This is a genomic window from Caulobacter sp. SRI_008, assembly GCF_057586355.1.
This window is the reverse complement of sequence record NZ_JBYCZS010000033.1, coordinates 17300-33183: the sequence shown is the minus strand read 5'-3', so window position 1 is coordinate 33183 and position 15884 is coordinate 17300. Positions and strand designations below refer to the sequence as shown.

Below are 15884 nucleotides of genomic sequence, written 5' to 3'. Positions count from 1 at the left end.
AATACGGCGTCGCCCGCTACGTGCGATCAGCACAGCGTCGAATGAAAACTTCAGGATGTACGCGGCACGACGAATTCACGACCGGTCGCGCCATCGATTTCATGCGTGAAGCGAGGTTTCACCTGTACGATCACGCGCCTTCACCACTGTTCCATGCCTGGGCCGGCGCGAGATCAGGTCGTCGGCCGCCAGCAGGTCTAGCGCCGCCCGGACGGTGATCCTGGCCACCGTGAAGCCGCTGGCCAGCTCGCGCTCGGTCGGCAGGCGACGCTCGCCGTCGAGGATCGCCGCCCGCAGCCGGTCGGCCAACTGCCGATACAGCGCCACCCGGCCGGTGCGCTTCAGCGGCGCCCAGAAGAGGCCAGGCGAGGCGGTCACTTGAAGCTCACCCCTTCGACATTGGGGCCGATCTCGATCACCGCCGGATCGGCCGCCTTCAGCCGCTTGCCGCCGATGGTCACGTTCTCGAAGCGGATGTTCCTCACCGGCCGGTCCGGACCGTAGCCCGAGAGCGTCGAGGGGCTGGGCCAGCCGTCGCCGGTGAAGTCGATGTTGCGGAACGTCACCCCATCGACCAGCAGCCCCGGGCTCGTGCCGTACTTGGCGTTGAACACCGTGCGCACGTTGAAGAGCTTGCCCTCCTCGATCTGATCCACCCGGATCCCGTCGAACACCACGTCGCGCACGGTGTTGGTGTCGCCGGCGCTGATCGCCAGAGCGCCCTGGTATTCGGGGTCGTCCTCGTCGAGGCCCAGGATGTCGATGTTCTCGAAGCGCAGATCCTCCAGCACGTTGGGCTTTTCGCTGTCGCCGTGCAGGCCGATGAACACCGCGTGGGCGACGTCGGGCCAGAAGATCGAGTCGCGCACCCGCACCCGGCGGGTGTCGCCCTTGCCGTTCTTGCGGGTGGCGTAGACGGCGACGCTGTCGTCCGAGGTGCGGATGAAGGCCCGCTCGACGGTCACGTCGCTGCAGGCGAAGACGTTGATCCCGTCCGACCACGACCCGTTCGACAAGGTGCGGATGTCGCGGAAGGTGACGTTGCTGGACGAGGCGCAGGCGATCGTGCCGTGCTTGGGCGTCAGGAAGGTCAGGCCCTCGACGGTGACGCTCTTCGAATCCTGCACCACCAGCTGCTCGGCCGGCCGGTCGATGATCCCGCGGCCGATGATCCGCACGTTCTCCACACCCTCGGGCTTGAAGGTCCCCTGCAGCACCGCCCCGCCGGCGACATAGATCGTCTGGCCCGATTTCACCGGAAAGAACTGGCCGCCGCCGGGCGGGATGTGCAGGCCGGGCTCGTAGAACACCACGTCGGGGCCGGGCGCGGGCCGCTCGATCGGCGCGCCGGCGAAGATCAGCAGGTTGTGCAGCCGGTCGCCGTCGAACTCGATCGACAGGTTCTGCGGCTTGTCGATGGTGAAGGTGACGACGCCCATTTCGACCTTGGGCTTGATGGCGTTGCGGGTGGGCCGCACCTCGACGCGCTTGAAGTCGCCGTTGTTCTTGCGCACGCCGATCTCGACCTGGCCCGTAAAGTCGAACTGCACCACCGACACGTCGCTGGGGCCGTCGGAATCGACCTTGGCGGTGTATTCGTAGAGGTCGCGCCAGGGACCGCCCGGCTTGCGCACCCGCACCGTGAACGTGTCGTTGTGCATGGTGTAGAACAGCCCGCCCGGCGGCAGCGGATGGATCGTCAGGCCGGGGGTTTCGTCGGCCAATGCAGCGCCCGCGGCCAGCGCGCCGAACGCGACGGCGGCGAGCAGGGCCGGAATTCCACGAGCAGGCGAACGCATCCTTGTCTCTCCCCTGGTCGACGCTCTGGCGCGGCGTCTTGATTGGCCCGGACGACCGGCGCCCCGAAAGAGACGGGTCGTCGAAATCGCTTGCGGGACGCCCGAAGGCTGCTAATTGATATCGATATCAGACACGCCATGCAAGCCCCGGCTTCGCAGGCGAAGAAGGGCGCAAAAGCGCTTGGTATCGTTATCAGTTTGGTCTATGACCGAACGGCTGGACCGACCGCGCCATGAAGCGCGGACGGCGCGGCGATGGGAGGGAGTCGCATGGGTTTCCGGAAGAACTACGCGCTGCTGAGCGCCTTCCTCTTCTTCTACTTCTTCGCCCAGGCCATGAGCATCTCGCTGCTGGCCCTGTGGCTGAAGCGGACCCTGGGCCTGACCGGCGCGCAGACCGGCGTGGTCTTCGCCGCCAACTTCATCTTCGCGATGCTCTCCCAGCCGCTCTACGGCTTCGTTTCCGACAAGGTCGGCCTGCGCAAGCATGTCCTGTGGCTGATCAGCGGCCTGGTGGTGCTGTCGGGCGCCTTCTTCGCCTTCGTCTACGGCCCGCTGCTGAAGACCAACCTGCTGCTGGGCGCGATCGCCGGCGGGGCCTATCTGGGCATCACCTTCATCGCCGGCAGCTACGCCCTGGAGTCGTTCGTCGACCGGGTGGGCCGCAAGTACGGCTTCGAATACAGCCGCGCCCGCCTGTGGGGGTCGCTGGGCTTCGCGGCCGCCGCCTTCTTCTCGGGCCGGCTGTTCAACATGGATCCGCTCTACAACTTCGCCCTGGCCTCGTGCGCGGGCCTCGTCCTGCTGCCGCTGCTGGCCTTCGCCAAGATCGAGCCTAGCGCCGACGAGCGCGAGCGGTCCGACGCCCTCAAGCCCGCCGACGCCATGGCCATCTTCCGGCTGCCGAAGTTCTGGGGCTTCATGGTGCTGATCCTGGGCGTGACGAACCTCTATCTGGTCTACGACCAGCAGTTCCCGGCCTTCTACGCCTCGCACTTCGCCGACCCGAAACAGGGCGCGGCCATGTTCGGCTATCTGAACTCGGCCCAGATCTTCCTCGAGGCCGGCATGTTGTTCGTCGCGCCGTTCGTGGTGAACAAGATCGGGGCCAAGAACGGCCTGCTGCTGGCCGCGGCGATCATGATCGTGCGCATCGCGGGCTCGGGCCTGGTGCACGGCCCCGTGCCGATCTCGGCGATGAAGATGCTGCACTCGCTGGAGCTGCCGATCCTGGTGGTGTCGATCTTTCGCTACATCGCCTTCCACTTCGAAAGCCGCCTGGCCTCGACGCTCTATCTGGTCGGCGTCAGCTTCGGCCATTCGCTGGGCCTGGCGATCCTGTCGCCGATCGTCGGCAAGAGCTACGACCTGATCGGCTTCCCCAGCACCTACCTGCTGATCGCCCTGTTCGCGGCCGCCTTCTGGGTCGCCTCGGTGTTCGCCCTCTCGCCCACCCCGCCGCAAGACCGGCCCGCCCAGGACGCCGAGCCCGATCCGGCTCTAGCCCAGGCCGACCTCGGCGGCGCCGACGTGGCCAAGGTCAACTGAACATGCCCGACACCACCACCGCCCGCGAGCCCATCGCCCGCGCCGACGAGATCCTCGCGCGCCCGCGCCCCGACCGGGCCAAGCTCGACGCGATCATCGCCGCCGTCCTGGCCCGCATCGACGTCAGCCTCGACCTGTTCACCGACGCCTTCCCCAGGCCCTCCAGCGAGGGCGGGGTCTATGCGCCGATGGACAACACCGAGTGGACCAACGGCTTCTGGACCGGGATGCTGTGGCTGGCTTTCGAGGCCAGCGGCGAGGCCCGCTACCGCCAGGCCGCCGAGCGCCAGGTCGAGAGCTTCCGCGACCGCATCGACCGCGAGATCAACGTCGACCACCACGACCTGGGCTTCCTCTATTCGCTGTCCTGCGTGGCGGGGTGGAAGCTGACCGGCAACATCGGCGCCCGCCAGGCGGCCCTGGCGGCGGCCCGCCGGCTGATGACCCGCTACCTGCCGGCCGCCGGCATCATCCAGGCCTGGGGCGATCTTTCCGATCCCGAGCAGGCCGGGCGGATGATCATCGACTGCAACCTCAACCTTCCCCTGCTCTACTGGGCCAGCGAGGAGACCGGCGACCCGACCTTCCGCATCGCCGCCGATCGTCACATCGAGGAGGCCGCCCGCCACATCGTGCGGCCCGACGCCTCGACCTTCCACACCTTCTACATGGACCCGAAATCGGGCGCGCCGCTGCGCGGCAGCACCCACCAGGGCTTCAGCGACGACTCGTGCTGGGCGCGGGGCCAGGCCTGGGGCGTCTCGGGCTTCCCGCTGGTGCATCGCTACAAGGCCGATCCGGCCCTGATCGCCCTGGCGGCGCGGCTGGCCAACTACTTCCTCAACCGCCTGCCAGGCGACCTGATCTGCTGCTGGGACCTGGTGTTCACCAACGCCGAGCGCGACAGCTCGGCCGCCGCCATCGCCGCCTGCGGCCTGCTGGAGTTGGCCCGCGCCCTGCCGCTGGCCGATCCCGACCGTGAGACCTACGAGGCCGCCGCCCTGGCCATGGTCGAGACCCTGGGCGAGCGCTACCTGCTGCCGCTGGGCGAGCCCGGGACCGGGATCCTGGCCCACGGCGTCTACCACATGCCCAACCGCGTCGGCGTCGACGAGGCCTGCCTGTGGGGCGACTACTTCTTCCTCGAGGCGCTGGTCCGCCTCACCCGGGTTTGGGAGCCCTACTGGTGATTCAGATCGGCGTGGATTTCGGCGGCACCAAGGTGGAGGCCGCCGCCCTGGACGCCAGCGGCAAGGTGCTGGCCAAGGCCCGCGTTCCCAATCCGGGCGACTACGACAAGGCCCTGAACGTCGTCCGCGACCTGGTCGGCGAGCTGGAGCAGAAGCTCGGCGCGCGCGGCACCCTGGGGATCGGCGCGCCCGGCTCGATCTCGCCGGCCACCGGCGTGATGCGCAACGCCAACTCGCTGTACCTGAACGGCCGCCGCTTCCGCGAGGACCTGTCCCAGGCCTTGAACCGGCCGGTGCGGCTGGCCAACGACGCCAACTGCCTGGCGCTGTCGGAAGCGGTCGACGGCGCCGGCGCGGGCGCGCGGGTGGTGTTCGCCATCATCCTGGGCACCGGCTGCGGCGGCGGCCTCGTCGTCGACGGCCGGCTGATCGAGGGCGAGAACGGCATCGCCGGCGAGTGGGGCCACATGCCCCTGCCCTGGCCGACGGCGGACGAACGCGAAGGCCCGCGCTGCTGGTGCGGCCAGAACGGCTGCCTGGAGATGTGGGTGTCGGGCACGGGCCTGCGCCGCGACTTCCAGGAGGCGACGGGACTTGCGCGCAGCGGCGAGGAGATCATCGCCGCCTGGCGGGCCGGCGACGCCGCCGCCACCGCCGCCTTCGACCGGCTGATGGACCGCCTGGGCCGCTCGGTCGCGGTGCTGTGCAACATCCTCGACCCCGACGCCATCGTCGTCGGCGGCGGCCTGTCGAACGTGCCCGAGGTCTGCCAGCGCTTGCCGGGCCTCGTCGCCGGGCGCGTGTTCGCCGACCGCTGGAGCACCCGCATCAAGCCCGCTGTCTGGGGCGACGCCTCCGGCGTGCGCGGCGCCGCGCGGCTGTGGAGCCTGGAGGAGGCGCGCCAGTTGCTGAGCGAGCAGGTGGCTTAAGGCCGGATAGGCCCTCCCCCTTCGTCGTCATCCCGGGCGGAGGGCCGCGCAGCGGACCGCAGACCCGGGACCCAGGGGTCGCCGCACTGCGCCGGCTACTGCCTGGGTGGTGGATCGATCCGCAGAGCCCAGTCCCCTGGGTCCCGGATAAGCCCTGCGGGCTTTCCGGGATGACGAGCGGAAATATCTTCGCGCGTCCTCAGCCCTCCCCCATCAGATCCGCCAGCTCATAGACCGGCCGGATCTCGATCTCGCTGGGTCCGGGCATCGGGTTGGGGCAGCGCTTCACCCAGGCGACCGCCTCGTCCAGATCCTTGACCTCCCACAGCCAGAAGCCGGCGACCAACTCGCGCGGCTGGGCGAAGGGGCCGTCGATCACCGTGCGGGCCGCGCCGTCGAACGCCACCCGCTTGCCCGCCGACGAGGGTTTCAGGCCGTCGGCCGTGACCAGGATCCCGGCCGCCGCCAGTTCGTCGTTGAAACGGCCCATGGCCTCCATCATCGCCACCGTCTCGGGCGAGCGGACGAAGCCCTGCTCGCTGTCCTCCGTGGCCTTGACCAGCACCATCACACGCATCGCTCGTCTCCTCGCCGGGATCGACCATGTCGACCTCTCGCCGGAACGACGATCGAAGCCTTTCGGCGCCGACATCACCAGCGAGATTTAGGGCGGCGCGGCGTCGGACGAGGCGCGGTCCATCAGGGTGAAGGGCAGCAGGTGATGCACCGGCGCCGGATCGCCGCCCAGCTTGCGGGCGCGGATCTCCTCGACGATCAGGCTGACCGCCGCCCGGCCCATCTCGGCGATCGGCTGGTGGATGGTGGTCAGCTCCGGCCAGACGGTGGTGGCGACGGCGGTGTCGTCGAAGCCGCAGACGGTCAGGTCGCGCGGCACGGCGATCTGCCGGCCGTGCGCCACGGCCAGGGCGGCGGCGGCCATGTCGTCGTTGCTGGCGAAGATGGCGCTGGGCCGCAGGCGGGCCTCGAACAGCTTCTCGGCCGCCGCCAGCCCCGAGCGGTAGGTGAAGAGTCCCTGCGCCACCCATTCGGGCCGCACGTCCAGCCCCGCCTCGGCCATCCCCGCCAGGAAACCTTCGTAGCGCAGCTGCGTCGGGGTGTGCTGCGGGTCGCCCTTGATGAAGGCGATGTCGCGATGGCCCAGGGCGATCAGGTGGCGGGTCATGGCCAGCGCGCCCTCGAAGTCGTCGATGCGCACGCTGGAGACGTCGACCATCGGCCGGGCGGTCGCCAGGGCCAGCACCGTCACCCCCTCGGCCCGCAGCATGGCGATGGTCTGGCGCGAGTCGCACAGCGGCGGCGGCAGGATCACCCCGTCCACCCCCGCCGCCAGCAGCCGTTTCACCGCCTGCTTCTGGCCGGCCAAGCCCTCGCAGCGCTCCAGGATCAGGTGACTGGCCAGTTTCGAGCTCTGCTCCAGCCCGCCCATCATGATGTCGCTGAGATAGGAGGCGCTGGGGTTGCTGTAGAGGATGCCGACCCGGGCGGCCGAGGCGCGCGAGCGCGTGGCCCGGGCCGCGACATTGACCTGGTAGTTCAGGGCCCGCACCGAGGCCTCGACCCGCTCGCGCATGGCCGGGCTGACATTGGCCGTGCCCCGGATCACCCGCGACACGGTCATCGAGCCGACCCCGGCGTGGCGGGCGACGTCGTGGATGGTGGAGGTCCGGGGCGGGGCCGGGCGCGCGGTCACGGTCGTCGCTTCCGCGCCGGACGCCGGCCTGGCCTTGCGGGGACTCTTCACCAACGCACCATCCTCGGAACGCATCGCGATTGTTCACGATAACAATTCATCCTAGCGGCGCCAGTCGCCCACGCCAGCGCAAAAACGCGCGTTCGCCTGCCGGGCGCTTCTCCTTCTCTCGCTTGGACTTATCGGTGCGGTGTTCGCTAGACTGCGCCGCGACCCGTAGAGAGTCGCAGTTTGGGCGAGGACTCCTTGAGCACGCAGAGGCGACAGGCGCCGACCATCCACGACGTGGCGCAGGCCGCGGGCGTCTCCTCCATGACCGCCTCTCGCGTCGTCAACGGCTATCCGCACGTGCGCCAGGCCGTGCGCGACAAGGTCGAGGAAGCCATCAAGACCCTGGGCTACCGGCCCAATTCCCTGGCCCGCGCCACCCGCACCGGCGTCTCGCTGATCGGCATGCTGTATTCGAACGCCAGCTCGTCGAACCTGTCGAACTACCTGATGGGCGCTTTTAGACAAGCTAGCCAGAGCGGCTGCCAGCTGCTGATCGAGCCCAGCCAGGCCCACCCGACCCCGGCCCAGGCCGTGCAGAAGCTGGTCGACGCCGGCGTCGGCTCGGTGATCCTGCCGCCGCCGCTGTGTGACGACGCCGCGATCCTGGAGTCGCTGGAAAAGGCCGGCGTCGGCGCCGTCAGCTTCGCCACCGCCTTCCCGCGCGAAGGCGCGCCGGCCGTGTTCATCGACGATTTCGCCGGCGCGCGGATGATGACCCGCCACCTGATCGACCTTGGCCATGTCGACATCGCCTTCGTGCGCGGCGACCCCGCCCACTCCACGGCCCAGCGCCGCGAGCAGGGCTTCCGCGAGACGATGGCGCAGGCCGGACTGACCGTGAACGAGGCCTATGTCGCCGACGGCGGCTTCAGCTATCGCGGCGGGCTGGAGGCGGCGCGTCAGCTGCTGAACCTGCGCCGCCGGCCCTCGGCGATCTTCGCCGCCAACGACGACATGGCCGCCGCCGTCAGCGCCGTCGCCCACGGCCTTGGCCTGTCGATCCCCAGCGACCTCAGCATCGCCGGCTTCGACGACACCTCGGTGGCCACCACCGTCTGGCCCGAGCTGACCACCATCCGCCAGCCGATCGCCGACATGGCCGCCTCGGCCGTCAAGCTGGCCATGGACCTGGCCCGTCCGGGCGGCGAGCCCGGCGTCCATGTGCAGGGCGAACTGCAGCTGATCGAACGCGCCTCGACCGCCCCGCCGCCGACCTAGAACAGCGCTGCGGTGCGTGGTCCTCGCCCTTCGACAGGCTCAGGATGAAGACCATTTTGCAGGCCTAGGGCGGATCGACATTCAGCGGCCTGAGCTCATTTTTCACCGAGCATCCCCGCGAAGGCGGGGATCCAAGCCGAGCCTGCGGGCAACCTGCGGCCGCGCCTCCTCCTGAACCTCTGCTTGGGTCCCCGCCTTCGCGGGGAGACACGGATTTGAAGGTCGCGAACGGCTGACTGTCGATACGGCCAGGGCGGTAGAAAAACCTCATCCTGAGCCTGTCGAAGGACGAGGTTTTCGCCTGGATTTTTCCCTGCCAATGATAACGATATCAAAATAAGAACACCGGGAGGCGTGATGACGGGCTTGGGTCGAGCATTCGGCGGGTGGATGCTGCTCGCGGCGGCGCTGGCCGCGCTTCCGGTCTCGGCGGCCGAACCGCCCCAAAGCGAGCGCGCCTGGCTGCCGGACCAAGGCGACGGGACCTACAAGAACCCCGTCCTGGCCGGCGACTATTCCGACCCCGACGCCGTCCGCGTGGGCGACGCCTACTACCTGGTCTCCTCGTCGTTCACCAACGCGCCCGGCCTGCCGATCCTGAAGTCGACCGACCTGGTCAACTGGACGATCATCGGCCACGCCCTGCCCCAGATCACCCCCGTGGCGCACCACTCTACGCCACGTCGCGGCGGCGGGGTCTGGGCCCCAGCCATCCGCCATCGCAACGGCGAGTTCCTGATCTACTATCCCGATCCTGACTTCGGCGTGTTCCTGGTCAAGGCCAAGGACCCGGCCGGGCCGTGGTCCGAGCCCGTGCTGGTCGACGACCGCCGCGGCGTCATCGACCCGGCCCCGTTCTGGGACGACGACGGCCAGGGCTGGCTGGTCACCGCCTTCGCCCGCAGCCGCGCCGGCTTCGCCAACGTCATCACCGCCCGCCGCCTCAACAAGGCCGGCGACCGCGCGGTGGGCGAGGCGATCACCCTGGTCGAGGGCGACAAGCAGCCCAAGGTGCAGACCTCGCGCGGCCCGTTCCCGTGGATGACCACCGAAGGCCCCAAGCTCTACAAGCGGGATGGCTGGTACTACCTGTTCGTGCCCAGCGGCAGCGTGAAGGGCGGCTGGCAGGGCGTGTTCCGCTCGCGCAAGCTGGCCGGCCCCTACGAGGGCCGCGACGTGCTCGACCAGGGCCCCACCGAGATTAACGGCCCCCACCAGGGCGCCTGGGTGACCACCCCGACCGGCGAGGACTGGTTCCTGCACTTCCAGGACGCCGACTCCTACGGCCGCCGGGTCTGGCTGCAGCCCATGGCCTGGAAGGACGGCTGGCCCATCATCGGCGAGGATCCCGACGGCGACGGCATAGGCCAGCCGGTGCTGACCCACCGCAAGCCGGCGACCAAGACCCCCTCCCCGCTGCTCGCGCCGCAGGACAGCGACGATTTCGACGGCGCCCTGTCGCTGGGCTGGCAGTGGAACGCCAATCCGAACGACGACTGGGCCGACCTCAAGGCCGCGCCCGGCCGCCTGCGGCTGAAGGCGATCTCCTCGCCTGAGAACCTGTGGGAGACCGGCGCCCTCCTAACCCAGAAGCTGCCGGCCGAACGCTTCACCGTGACCACGAAACTCGACTTCGCGCCCAAGGCGGTCGGCGAACGGGCGGGCCTGGTCATGTTCGGGTCCGACTACGCCTGGATCGGCCTGCAGAACACCGCCGCCGGCCCCGCCCTGGTGCGCGTCGACCGCCTGGGCGCCGACAAGTTCCAACCCGAACGGGTCGAGGTGATCCAGGCCAAGGCCCCGACCGCCATCTGGCTGCGGATGACCGCCGAGCCCGTCGTGGTCGCCGATCCGCCGCCGGAGTTCTCGCCCTACTGGCCCTCGATGCTGCGTTCGCTGCACGCCAGAGTGACCCTCAGCTACAGCCTCGACGGCCAGGCCTTCACCCCCGTCGGTGCCCCCTTCGTCAGCCGCCCGGGACGCTGGGTCGGCAGCCAGGTCGGCGTCTTCGCCCAGGCCCCGGCGGGGACGCCGGCCAACACGGCGACGCGGATCGGCTGGACGGATTTCGACGGGTTCTGGGTGACGCGGTAGCTCTCTCCTCCTCGTCATCCCGGAAACGGCGAAGCCGTTATCCGGGACCCAGGGGACCAGGCTCGGCGGATCGATCACGCGCCCCAGCGACGGCCCACGCGATGCGGCCGCTCCTGGGTCCGGCTCTGCGCGCTCCGGCCGGGATGACGGGAGAGTAGCAGCCCCGTCACCGAACACCGATTGACAGCGAGCCTATCAATTGGTATCGATATCAAATCTTGCAGCGCCTCCCTGCTGGCGCTCACTTCTTGGACGCAAGTTCCTCCCGACTTCCAAGACCAAGGGGCGCCGTCTGCCCGGCGCCCCGTTTTTTTGTCTTCAGCCCCGACTGCACCCCCAGTCCGTCAGTTCCCCGCGAAGGCGGGGATCCAAGCCGAGTCCGCGGGTGATCAACGGTCGCGCCTCATCCTGAAAGACAGCTTGGATCCCCGCCTTCGCGGGGATGCTCGGCGTTGAGTGCAGGCAAGGAGGTGAATGCCGCCCCTGCCTACCCCACCGGCTCGAACCGTATCGCCTGCCCGCCCGCCGCGTTCAGTTGCAGGCGAAGGCGCGTGCCCGCCTCCACCGCCTGGCGCTCGATCACGACCTTGGTCCGGTTGGCCGGCCGGGCGAGGTCGCCGTCCTTGTAGCGCACGGCGGTCCACTTACCCGCGCCCAGGAAACCCAGATCCAGGTCCAGCCGCCGCTCCATCTCGTTGGTCAGGGCGCCGAGGAACCAGGTTCGGCCCTTGCGGCGAGCGATGATCACGTATTCGCCCAGCTCGCCGGCGATCGCCCGGGTCTCGTCCCAGGTGGTCGGGCAGGCGTCGAACCATTCCAGCTCCGGCCAGGGCTGGCCCTCGTACTTCTCGGGCTTGTCGTACCAGTAGAGCAGGGTCAGCGGGCTGTAGCAGGTGACCGCCAGCGCCAACTGGTGGGCGTTGGTGGTCTGGTTGCGCTCCTGGGCGTAGCAGATCGTGTAGTCGATCGGCCCGGCGATCGGCCGGGTGAAGGCCAGGTTCACATGGTGGCGCGGGGCCGGAAACTGCTCGTTGCCCTTCACGCCCTCCAGGGTCAGGTAGTTGGGCAGGGTGCGCTCCAGCCCGGCCGGCCGCAGGTTGTCGTGCAGGTTCACGACCATGCCGTGCTCGCCGAACGCCCGCACCACCTTGGTGATGAAATCGACGTCGGACTGGCGGCCCTCCCACATGAAGCCCAGCTTCACCCCCGCCAGGCCCCAGCGCTGGTAGAGCCGGCACATGTCGGTCAGCGCCTTGGTCACCGCCACCCGGTCGATATAGACTAGCACGCCAATGCCCCTGGCCTTGGCGTAGTCGATCACCCTTTGCAGGTCCAAGGCGGCGATCGGGGCGGTCGGGTCCGAGGCGTCGGTGCCGTCGCCGTACCAGTGGGCGTCGAACAGCACGTACTGGATCTTCCGCTTCTGGGCGAAGTCGACCGCCTTCAGCGAGGCCTCGGTGGAATAGGGCTTCATGATCCGGAAGGCATGGCCGGGCTTGACCCACGAGACGTCGCCCAGCTGGTTCGGCGTCGCCAGGGTCGGGACCACGTGGTGGCGCTCGATCAGACCCTTGGCGCTGTCGGCCGCCAGCAGCACGCGCCACGGCGTCTTCTGGCCCACGGCGATCTCGAAGGTCGCCTCTTCCGGCGTGTCGTCCTGACCGCCCCAGCCGGTCGCCCGGCCCGGATAGCGCATCAGGTAGGTGACCAGCCCGCCCTTGTCGTGCGCCCGCGCCATGCAGCGCGGATAGTGCAGCCGGTCGGACTCGGCGATGAAGCCATAGACGCCGTCGCCGACGTCCACCGTGATCGGCAGGTCGGCGAAGGGACCCTTGTCGGACGAGCCCGTCAGGTCCGGATGTTCCAGTGGCGCGAGGCCGGTCTGGGTGGAGACGTGGATGTCGCCCTCGTCGCGGCTGGCGTAGAGCCGCGCCGTGTCGGGGAAGCGGAAGCCCGTCCGCTCGCCCATCAGCGCCAGGCTCTCGCCCTTGGCCAGGCCCGTCAGCACGTAGCGCACCGCCACGGCCCCGTTCAGCACCCGCAGGACGATGTCGAACCGGATCCCCGCCTTGGGATCGACCATGTGCAGGGCGATCTGGCGGCCGGACTGGTCGTAGCGCGCCGACTGCCCGAACGGCGGCGACCAGTCGCCTTCGAAGACCTGCGGCGTGACGCCGGCCAGCTTCGCGCCCTCGCCCAGCAGCCGCCCTTCGGCCAGCCATAGCCCCAGGTCCGACGGCAGCAGCAGCGGCTTGCCGTCATAGGTCGCGCTCCAGCGGGGGATCGCGCCCGAGACGTCGACCACCGCCTTCAGCCGGCCGTCGGGCGAGGCGATCTGGTGACTCCGGGCGGTCTCGCCCGCGTGAGCGGTCGAGGCGGCGCCGGATATCGCGGCCAGCGCGACCAGGTCGCGGCGTGTGGGCTTCATCGCGTCGCCTCCTCCCCTTCCACCCTGGCGGCGCATCGGCGCGCGGGCGGTCGATTATCGTTCACGCCCCGGCCGGCCGCATCGCGACCAAACCGGGATCGACAAACTGATATCGATATCAACAATATCGCGCAAGCCGCCGCTCGCCGCCTGGTCGACCTCGCCAACTATTGGCCTTACCTCATTGCCGAATTAAGGTATGACCACATCGACGCGGAGACCTTACCTCGCCAGCGCCCGGGCCGGGCCGCGAGGCAAGTTCTGACGGCGACCCGAACCTCGCGCGGACAGCCTTCCCAGGATCGCGCGTTTTCGCGGCGCATCCTCCCCAGGATGCGCCGCTTTTTTTGACCGCTGTTCGGTTTTACCTCTAGGTTGCGGTCATGGACTTCGACGCCGGACAGACGCCCGCCCCGCCCGCCGACACGCCCGCTCCCCGCCGCGGCCCCGGCCGGCCGCGCGACCCCGAGGTGGAAAAGCGCCTCAAGCGCGCGGCGCTGGAGGTGCTGGCCGCCCACGGCATGTCGGGCCTGACCCTGGAGAAGATCTGCGACAAGGCCGGCGCCCCGCGCGCCACCTTCTACCGCCGCTGGGCCACACCGATGCAAGCGGTGGGCGAGGCCTTCAACGAGGCCTTCCTGTTCGCCCGCCTGCCCGACACCGGCGACGTCGTCACCGACCTCGTCGCCCTGGGCCAGGCGATGATCGACCTCTACAACGACCCGGTCGTGGGGCCGTGCATGAGCTTCCTGATCGCCGAGAGCCGCGTGCGGCCCGAGCTGTTCCACGGCGCCAGCGACGACTTCCAGCGCCGCCGCGCCTACAACCGCCAGGTCGTCGAACGCGCCGTCGAGCGCGGCCAGATTGGCCCCGAGATCGATCCCGACCTGATCATCGACGTCATCAGCGGCCTGGCCATGAACAACCAGGCCACCCGCCGCCCGCTGACCCCGGAGATGCTGGAGTTCGTGGTGAGGCGGTTGCTCTCCCTCTGATCCCTCTCCCCTTACGGGAGAGGGAGGGACCCGCGCCGCAGGCGGGAGAGGATGAGGGGTCGAAAGCCCTCACCGCCGCGACGGCGGGCAGGCCGGGCGCGGTCCTTGAGTTCTGAGAGACCCCTCATCCGTCGGCCTTCGGCCGCCACCTTCTCCCGCAAGGGGAGAAGGATCGTCTGCACCCATCTTGAAAACAAACCAACCAAGCGGTATGTTGCAAGCCTCACCATCGAGGCCCGCCCGTGTCCATCCCCGCTTCCGCCTACGCCATGCTCGCCGCGGCCATCGCCGCCGAGGTGGCCGGCACCACCTTCCTGCAGAAGTCGGAGCAGTTCACCAAGCTGGTCCCGACCCTGGCCATGGCCGGGCTCTACGCCGCCGCGTTCTACTTTCTGTCCCAGGCCCTCAAGCACGTGCCGCTGGGCGTGGCCTACGCCATCTGGGGCGGGGTCGGGATCGTGCTGACGGCGGCGATCGGCGTCGTGTTGTTCCGCCAGAAGCTCGACGCGCCGGCCCTGCTGGGCATCGGCCTGATCGTCTCCGGCGTGCTGGTCACCCAGCTCTTCTCGCGCAGCGTGGCCCACGGATGAACACCACCGCCTACAACCGCCCCAAGCAGCCCGAGCAGGTGCGCCGCGCCCTGCTCGACGCCGCCGTCGCCCTGGCCGAGGAGCAGGGCCTGGGCGGCATCACCGTCCAGGCCGTGGCCGACCGCGCCGGCGTCACCAAGGGCGGCCTCTTCCACCATTTCGCCAGCAAGCAGGCCCTGATCGACGCCGTGTTCGACTTCATGCTCGAACAGATGGACGAGGCGCTGGACCGGCTGATGGCCGACGACGAACAAGGCCAGGGGACCCACGGCTGCTTCACCCGCGCCTATGTCGTCTCGACCTTCGAGTGCTGCGACATGGCGCTCAGCGGCCAGGCCCTGTCGATCTCGATGGTCACCGACCCGGCCCTGCGCCGCCGCTGGCGCGACTGGATCGACGCGCGCCTCGTGCGCCACGCCGCCACCGACCTCGATCCGCGCCTGCACGTCGTTCGCCTGGCCGCCGACGGCTACTGGTTCGCCCGGGTGCTGCACGACGGCGATCCGGGCAGCGAACCGCCGCAGGCGCTGCAGGCGCGCCTCATCGCCATGACCCGGGAGAACTGACATGACCTTCTTCCGCACCCACTGGGCCCTGCTGGCGACCGAGCCGTCACCGCCGGCCGAAGTCCCGCCCGCGCCGCCCGCGGACACCGCGCCGGTCGAGGCCGAAGAGCCCCCGGCCGCCGCCTGAACGCCGCCGCGATGGTTGCAGGCGCCCGCCTGGCTCGCCTAGGCTCGGACGCGCGGCCTCGTCGGCCGTTCGGGGACCATCAATGACCGCTCGCAGCCCGCGCGCCTGGCTGGCCGCCTTCCTGTCACCGGCCGGGCGGATCGGACGAGGGACCTTCGTCCTGGCGGTCGTGGCGGTCTACGCCGCCTGGTACGCGACGCCCTTCGCCCTGAACTGGATCGCCAGCCTGGCGTTCGGCGAGACCGATCCCTTTCCCAGCCCGGAATTCTGGATGGGCCTGGCGCTCTACCCGGCCGTCGCCGCCCTGACCTATGTGAGCTTCTGCGTGCATCGCAAGCGCCTGGCCGACGCGCGGCGCACGACGCTGAGCTTCGGCCTCATGGTCTTCGCCAGCGTCGCCGCGATCGTCGTCGGGCTGCTGGTCTCCCTGGCGACCGTGTCGCCGGTCGCCGTCCATGGTGGAACCGCATCGGCGGAGGTGAACATCGACGTCGGCCGATCCTCCTGGACGGAGACCCTGCCGCTCCTGGCCTTCCTGGCGGCCTGGCCGCTCTACAGCCTGTGGGTGGGCCTGGCGCCGTCGCGCGCCGAAGAGCCCGCGCCCGAAGGCCAGTCCCTGGCCGCCTAGGCGCCCTCCT

The 15884-nt window shown here is 69.6% G+C and carries 15 protein-coding genes; 10 read left to right on the top strand and 5 right to left on the bottom strand.

Annotation, left to right across the window (positions count from 1 at the left end; translation table 11 throughout):
* Positions 1–99 precede the first annotated feature (99 nt).
* Both AC2YHT_RS23155 and AC2YHT_RS23150 read right to left on the bottom strand, forming a co-directional pair.
* Positions 100–378 carry a GntR family transcriptional regulator gene (locus AC2YHT_RS23155; RefSeq protein ID WP_487292194.1) on the bottom strand — a complete coding sequence of 93 codons (279 nt, stop codon included), beginning with the start codon at positions 376–378 and terminating at the stop codon, positions 100–102.
* Positions 375–1799 (bottom strand): glycosyl hydrolase family 28 protein, encoded by a 1425-nt coding sequence (locus AC2YHT_RS23150; protein WP_487292193.1) that lies wholly within the window; start codon positions 1797–1799, stop codon positions 375–377. Before AC2YHT_RS23150 ends, AC2YHT_RS23155 begins: the two co-directional genes overlap by 4 nt.
* Positions 1800–2069: 270 nt before the next feature.
* Between AC2YHT_RS23150 and AC2YHT_RS23145 the strand changes: the two genes are divergently transcribed.
* From AC2YHT_RS23145 to AC2YHT_RS23135, 3 genes are read left to right on the top strand one after another with little or no spacing between them, the layout of a single operon-like run.
* Positions 2070–3347 carry an oligosaccharide MFS transporter gene (locus AC2YHT_RS23145; protein ID WP_487292192.1) on the top strand — a complete coding sequence of 426 codons (1278 nt, stop codon included), beginning with the start codon at positions 2070–2072 and terminating at the stop codon, positions 3345–3347.
* Positions 3348–3349: 2 nt separating this feature from the next.
* Positions 3350–4537 carry a glycoside hydrolase family 88 protein gene (locus AC2YHT_RS23140; RefSeq protein WP_487292191.1) on the top strand — a complete coding sequence of 396 codons (1188 nt, stop codon included), beginning with the start codon at positions 3350–3352 and terminating at the stop codon, positions 4535–4537.
* Entirely contained in the window at positions 4534–5466 is a 933-nt protein-coding gene (locus AC2YHT_RS23135) for an ROK family protein (protein WP_487292190.1), read from the top strand. The genes AC2YHT_RS23140 and AC2YHT_RS23135 overlap by 4 nt, the downstream gene beginning before the upstream one ends.
* A 199-nt stretch (positions 5467–5665) precedes the next feature.
* Here the strand turns inward: AC2YHT_RS23135 and AC2YHT_RS23130 are convergent, their stop codons facing one another.
* The gene (locus AC2YHT_RS23130) at positions 5666–6043 is read right to left on the bottom strand and encodes a YciI family protein (protein ID WP_487292189.1); all 378 of its coding nucleotides are present in this window, start codon (positions 6041–6043) and stop codon (positions 5666–5668) included.
* An 87-nt stretch (positions 6044–6130) separates the two neighbouring features.
* Positions 6131–7177, bottom strand: a complete 1047-nt coding sequence (locus AC2YHT_RS23125; protein WP_370444001.1) for a LacI family DNA-binding transcriptional regulator — start codon at positions 7175–7177, stop codon at positions 6131–6133.
* A 285-nt stretch (positions 7178–7462) separates the two neighbouring features.
* Here AC2YHT_RS23125 and AC2YHT_RS23120 point away from each other — a divergent pair, with 285 nt between their 5' ends.
* Complete coding sequence (locus AC2YHT_RS23120) at positions 7463–8446, top strand: LacI family DNA-binding transcriptional regulator (protein WP_487292210.1); 984 nt, start codon at positions 7463–7465, stop codon at positions 8444–8446.
* Between the two features lie 357 nt (positions 8447–8803).
* Complete coding sequence (locus AC2YHT_RS23115; RefSeq protein WP_487292188.1) at positions 8804–10540, top strand: glycoside hydrolase family 43 protein; 1737 nt, start codon at positions 8804–8806, stop codon at positions 10538–10540.
* 487 nt (positions 10541–11027) lie between these two features.
* Here the strand turns inward: AC2YHT_RS23115 and AC2YHT_RS23110 are convergent, their stop codons facing one another.
* Entirely contained in the window at positions 11028–12968 is a 1941-nt protein-coding gene (locus AC2YHT_RS23110) for a glycoside hydrolase family 97 protein (RefSeq protein ID WP_487292187.1), read from the bottom strand.
* Positions 12969–13351: 383 nt separating this feature from the next.
* Between AC2YHT_RS23110 and AC2YHT_RS23105 the strand changes: the two genes are divergently transcribed.
* The 5 genes from AC2YHT_RS23105 (at position 13352) to AC2YHT_RS23085 (ending at position 15874) form a co-directional block, all read left to right on the top strand.
* Positions 13352–13963 (top strand): TetR/AcrR family transcriptional regulator, encoded by a 612-nt coding sequence (locus AC2YHT_RS23105; RefSeq protein ID WP_487292186.1) that lies wholly within the window; start codon positions 13352–13354, stop codon positions 13961–13963.
* Positions 13964–14211: 248 nt separating this feature from the next.
* Positions 14212–14553 (top strand): DMT family transporter, encoded by a 342-nt coding sequence (locus tag AC2YHT_RS23100; protein ID WP_487292209.1) that lies wholly within the window; start codon positions 14212–14214, stop codon positions 14551–14553.
* The gene (locus tag AC2YHT_RS23095; RefSeq protein WP_487292185.1) at positions 14550–15119 is read left to right on the top strand and encodes a TetR/AcrR family transcriptional regulator; all 570 of its coding nucleotides are present in this window, start codon (positions 14550–14552) and stop codon (positions 15117–15119) included. The genes AC2YHT_RS23100 and AC2YHT_RS23095 overlap by 4 nt, the downstream gene beginning before the upstream one ends.
* 1 nt (position 15120) lies before the next feature.
* Positions 15121–15246 (top strand): hypothetical protein, encoded by a 126-nt coding sequence (locus AC2YHT_RS23090; protein WP_487292184.1) that lies wholly within the window; start codon positions 15121–15123, stop codon positions 15244–15246.
* 82 nt (positions 15247–15328) lie between these two features.
* A complete protein-coding gene (locus AC2YHT_RS23085) occupies positions 15329–15874 on the top strand; it encodes a hypothetical protein (protein ID WP_487292183.1) in 546 nt (181 codons plus the stop codon).
* Positions 15875–15884: the final 10 nt, after the last annotated feature.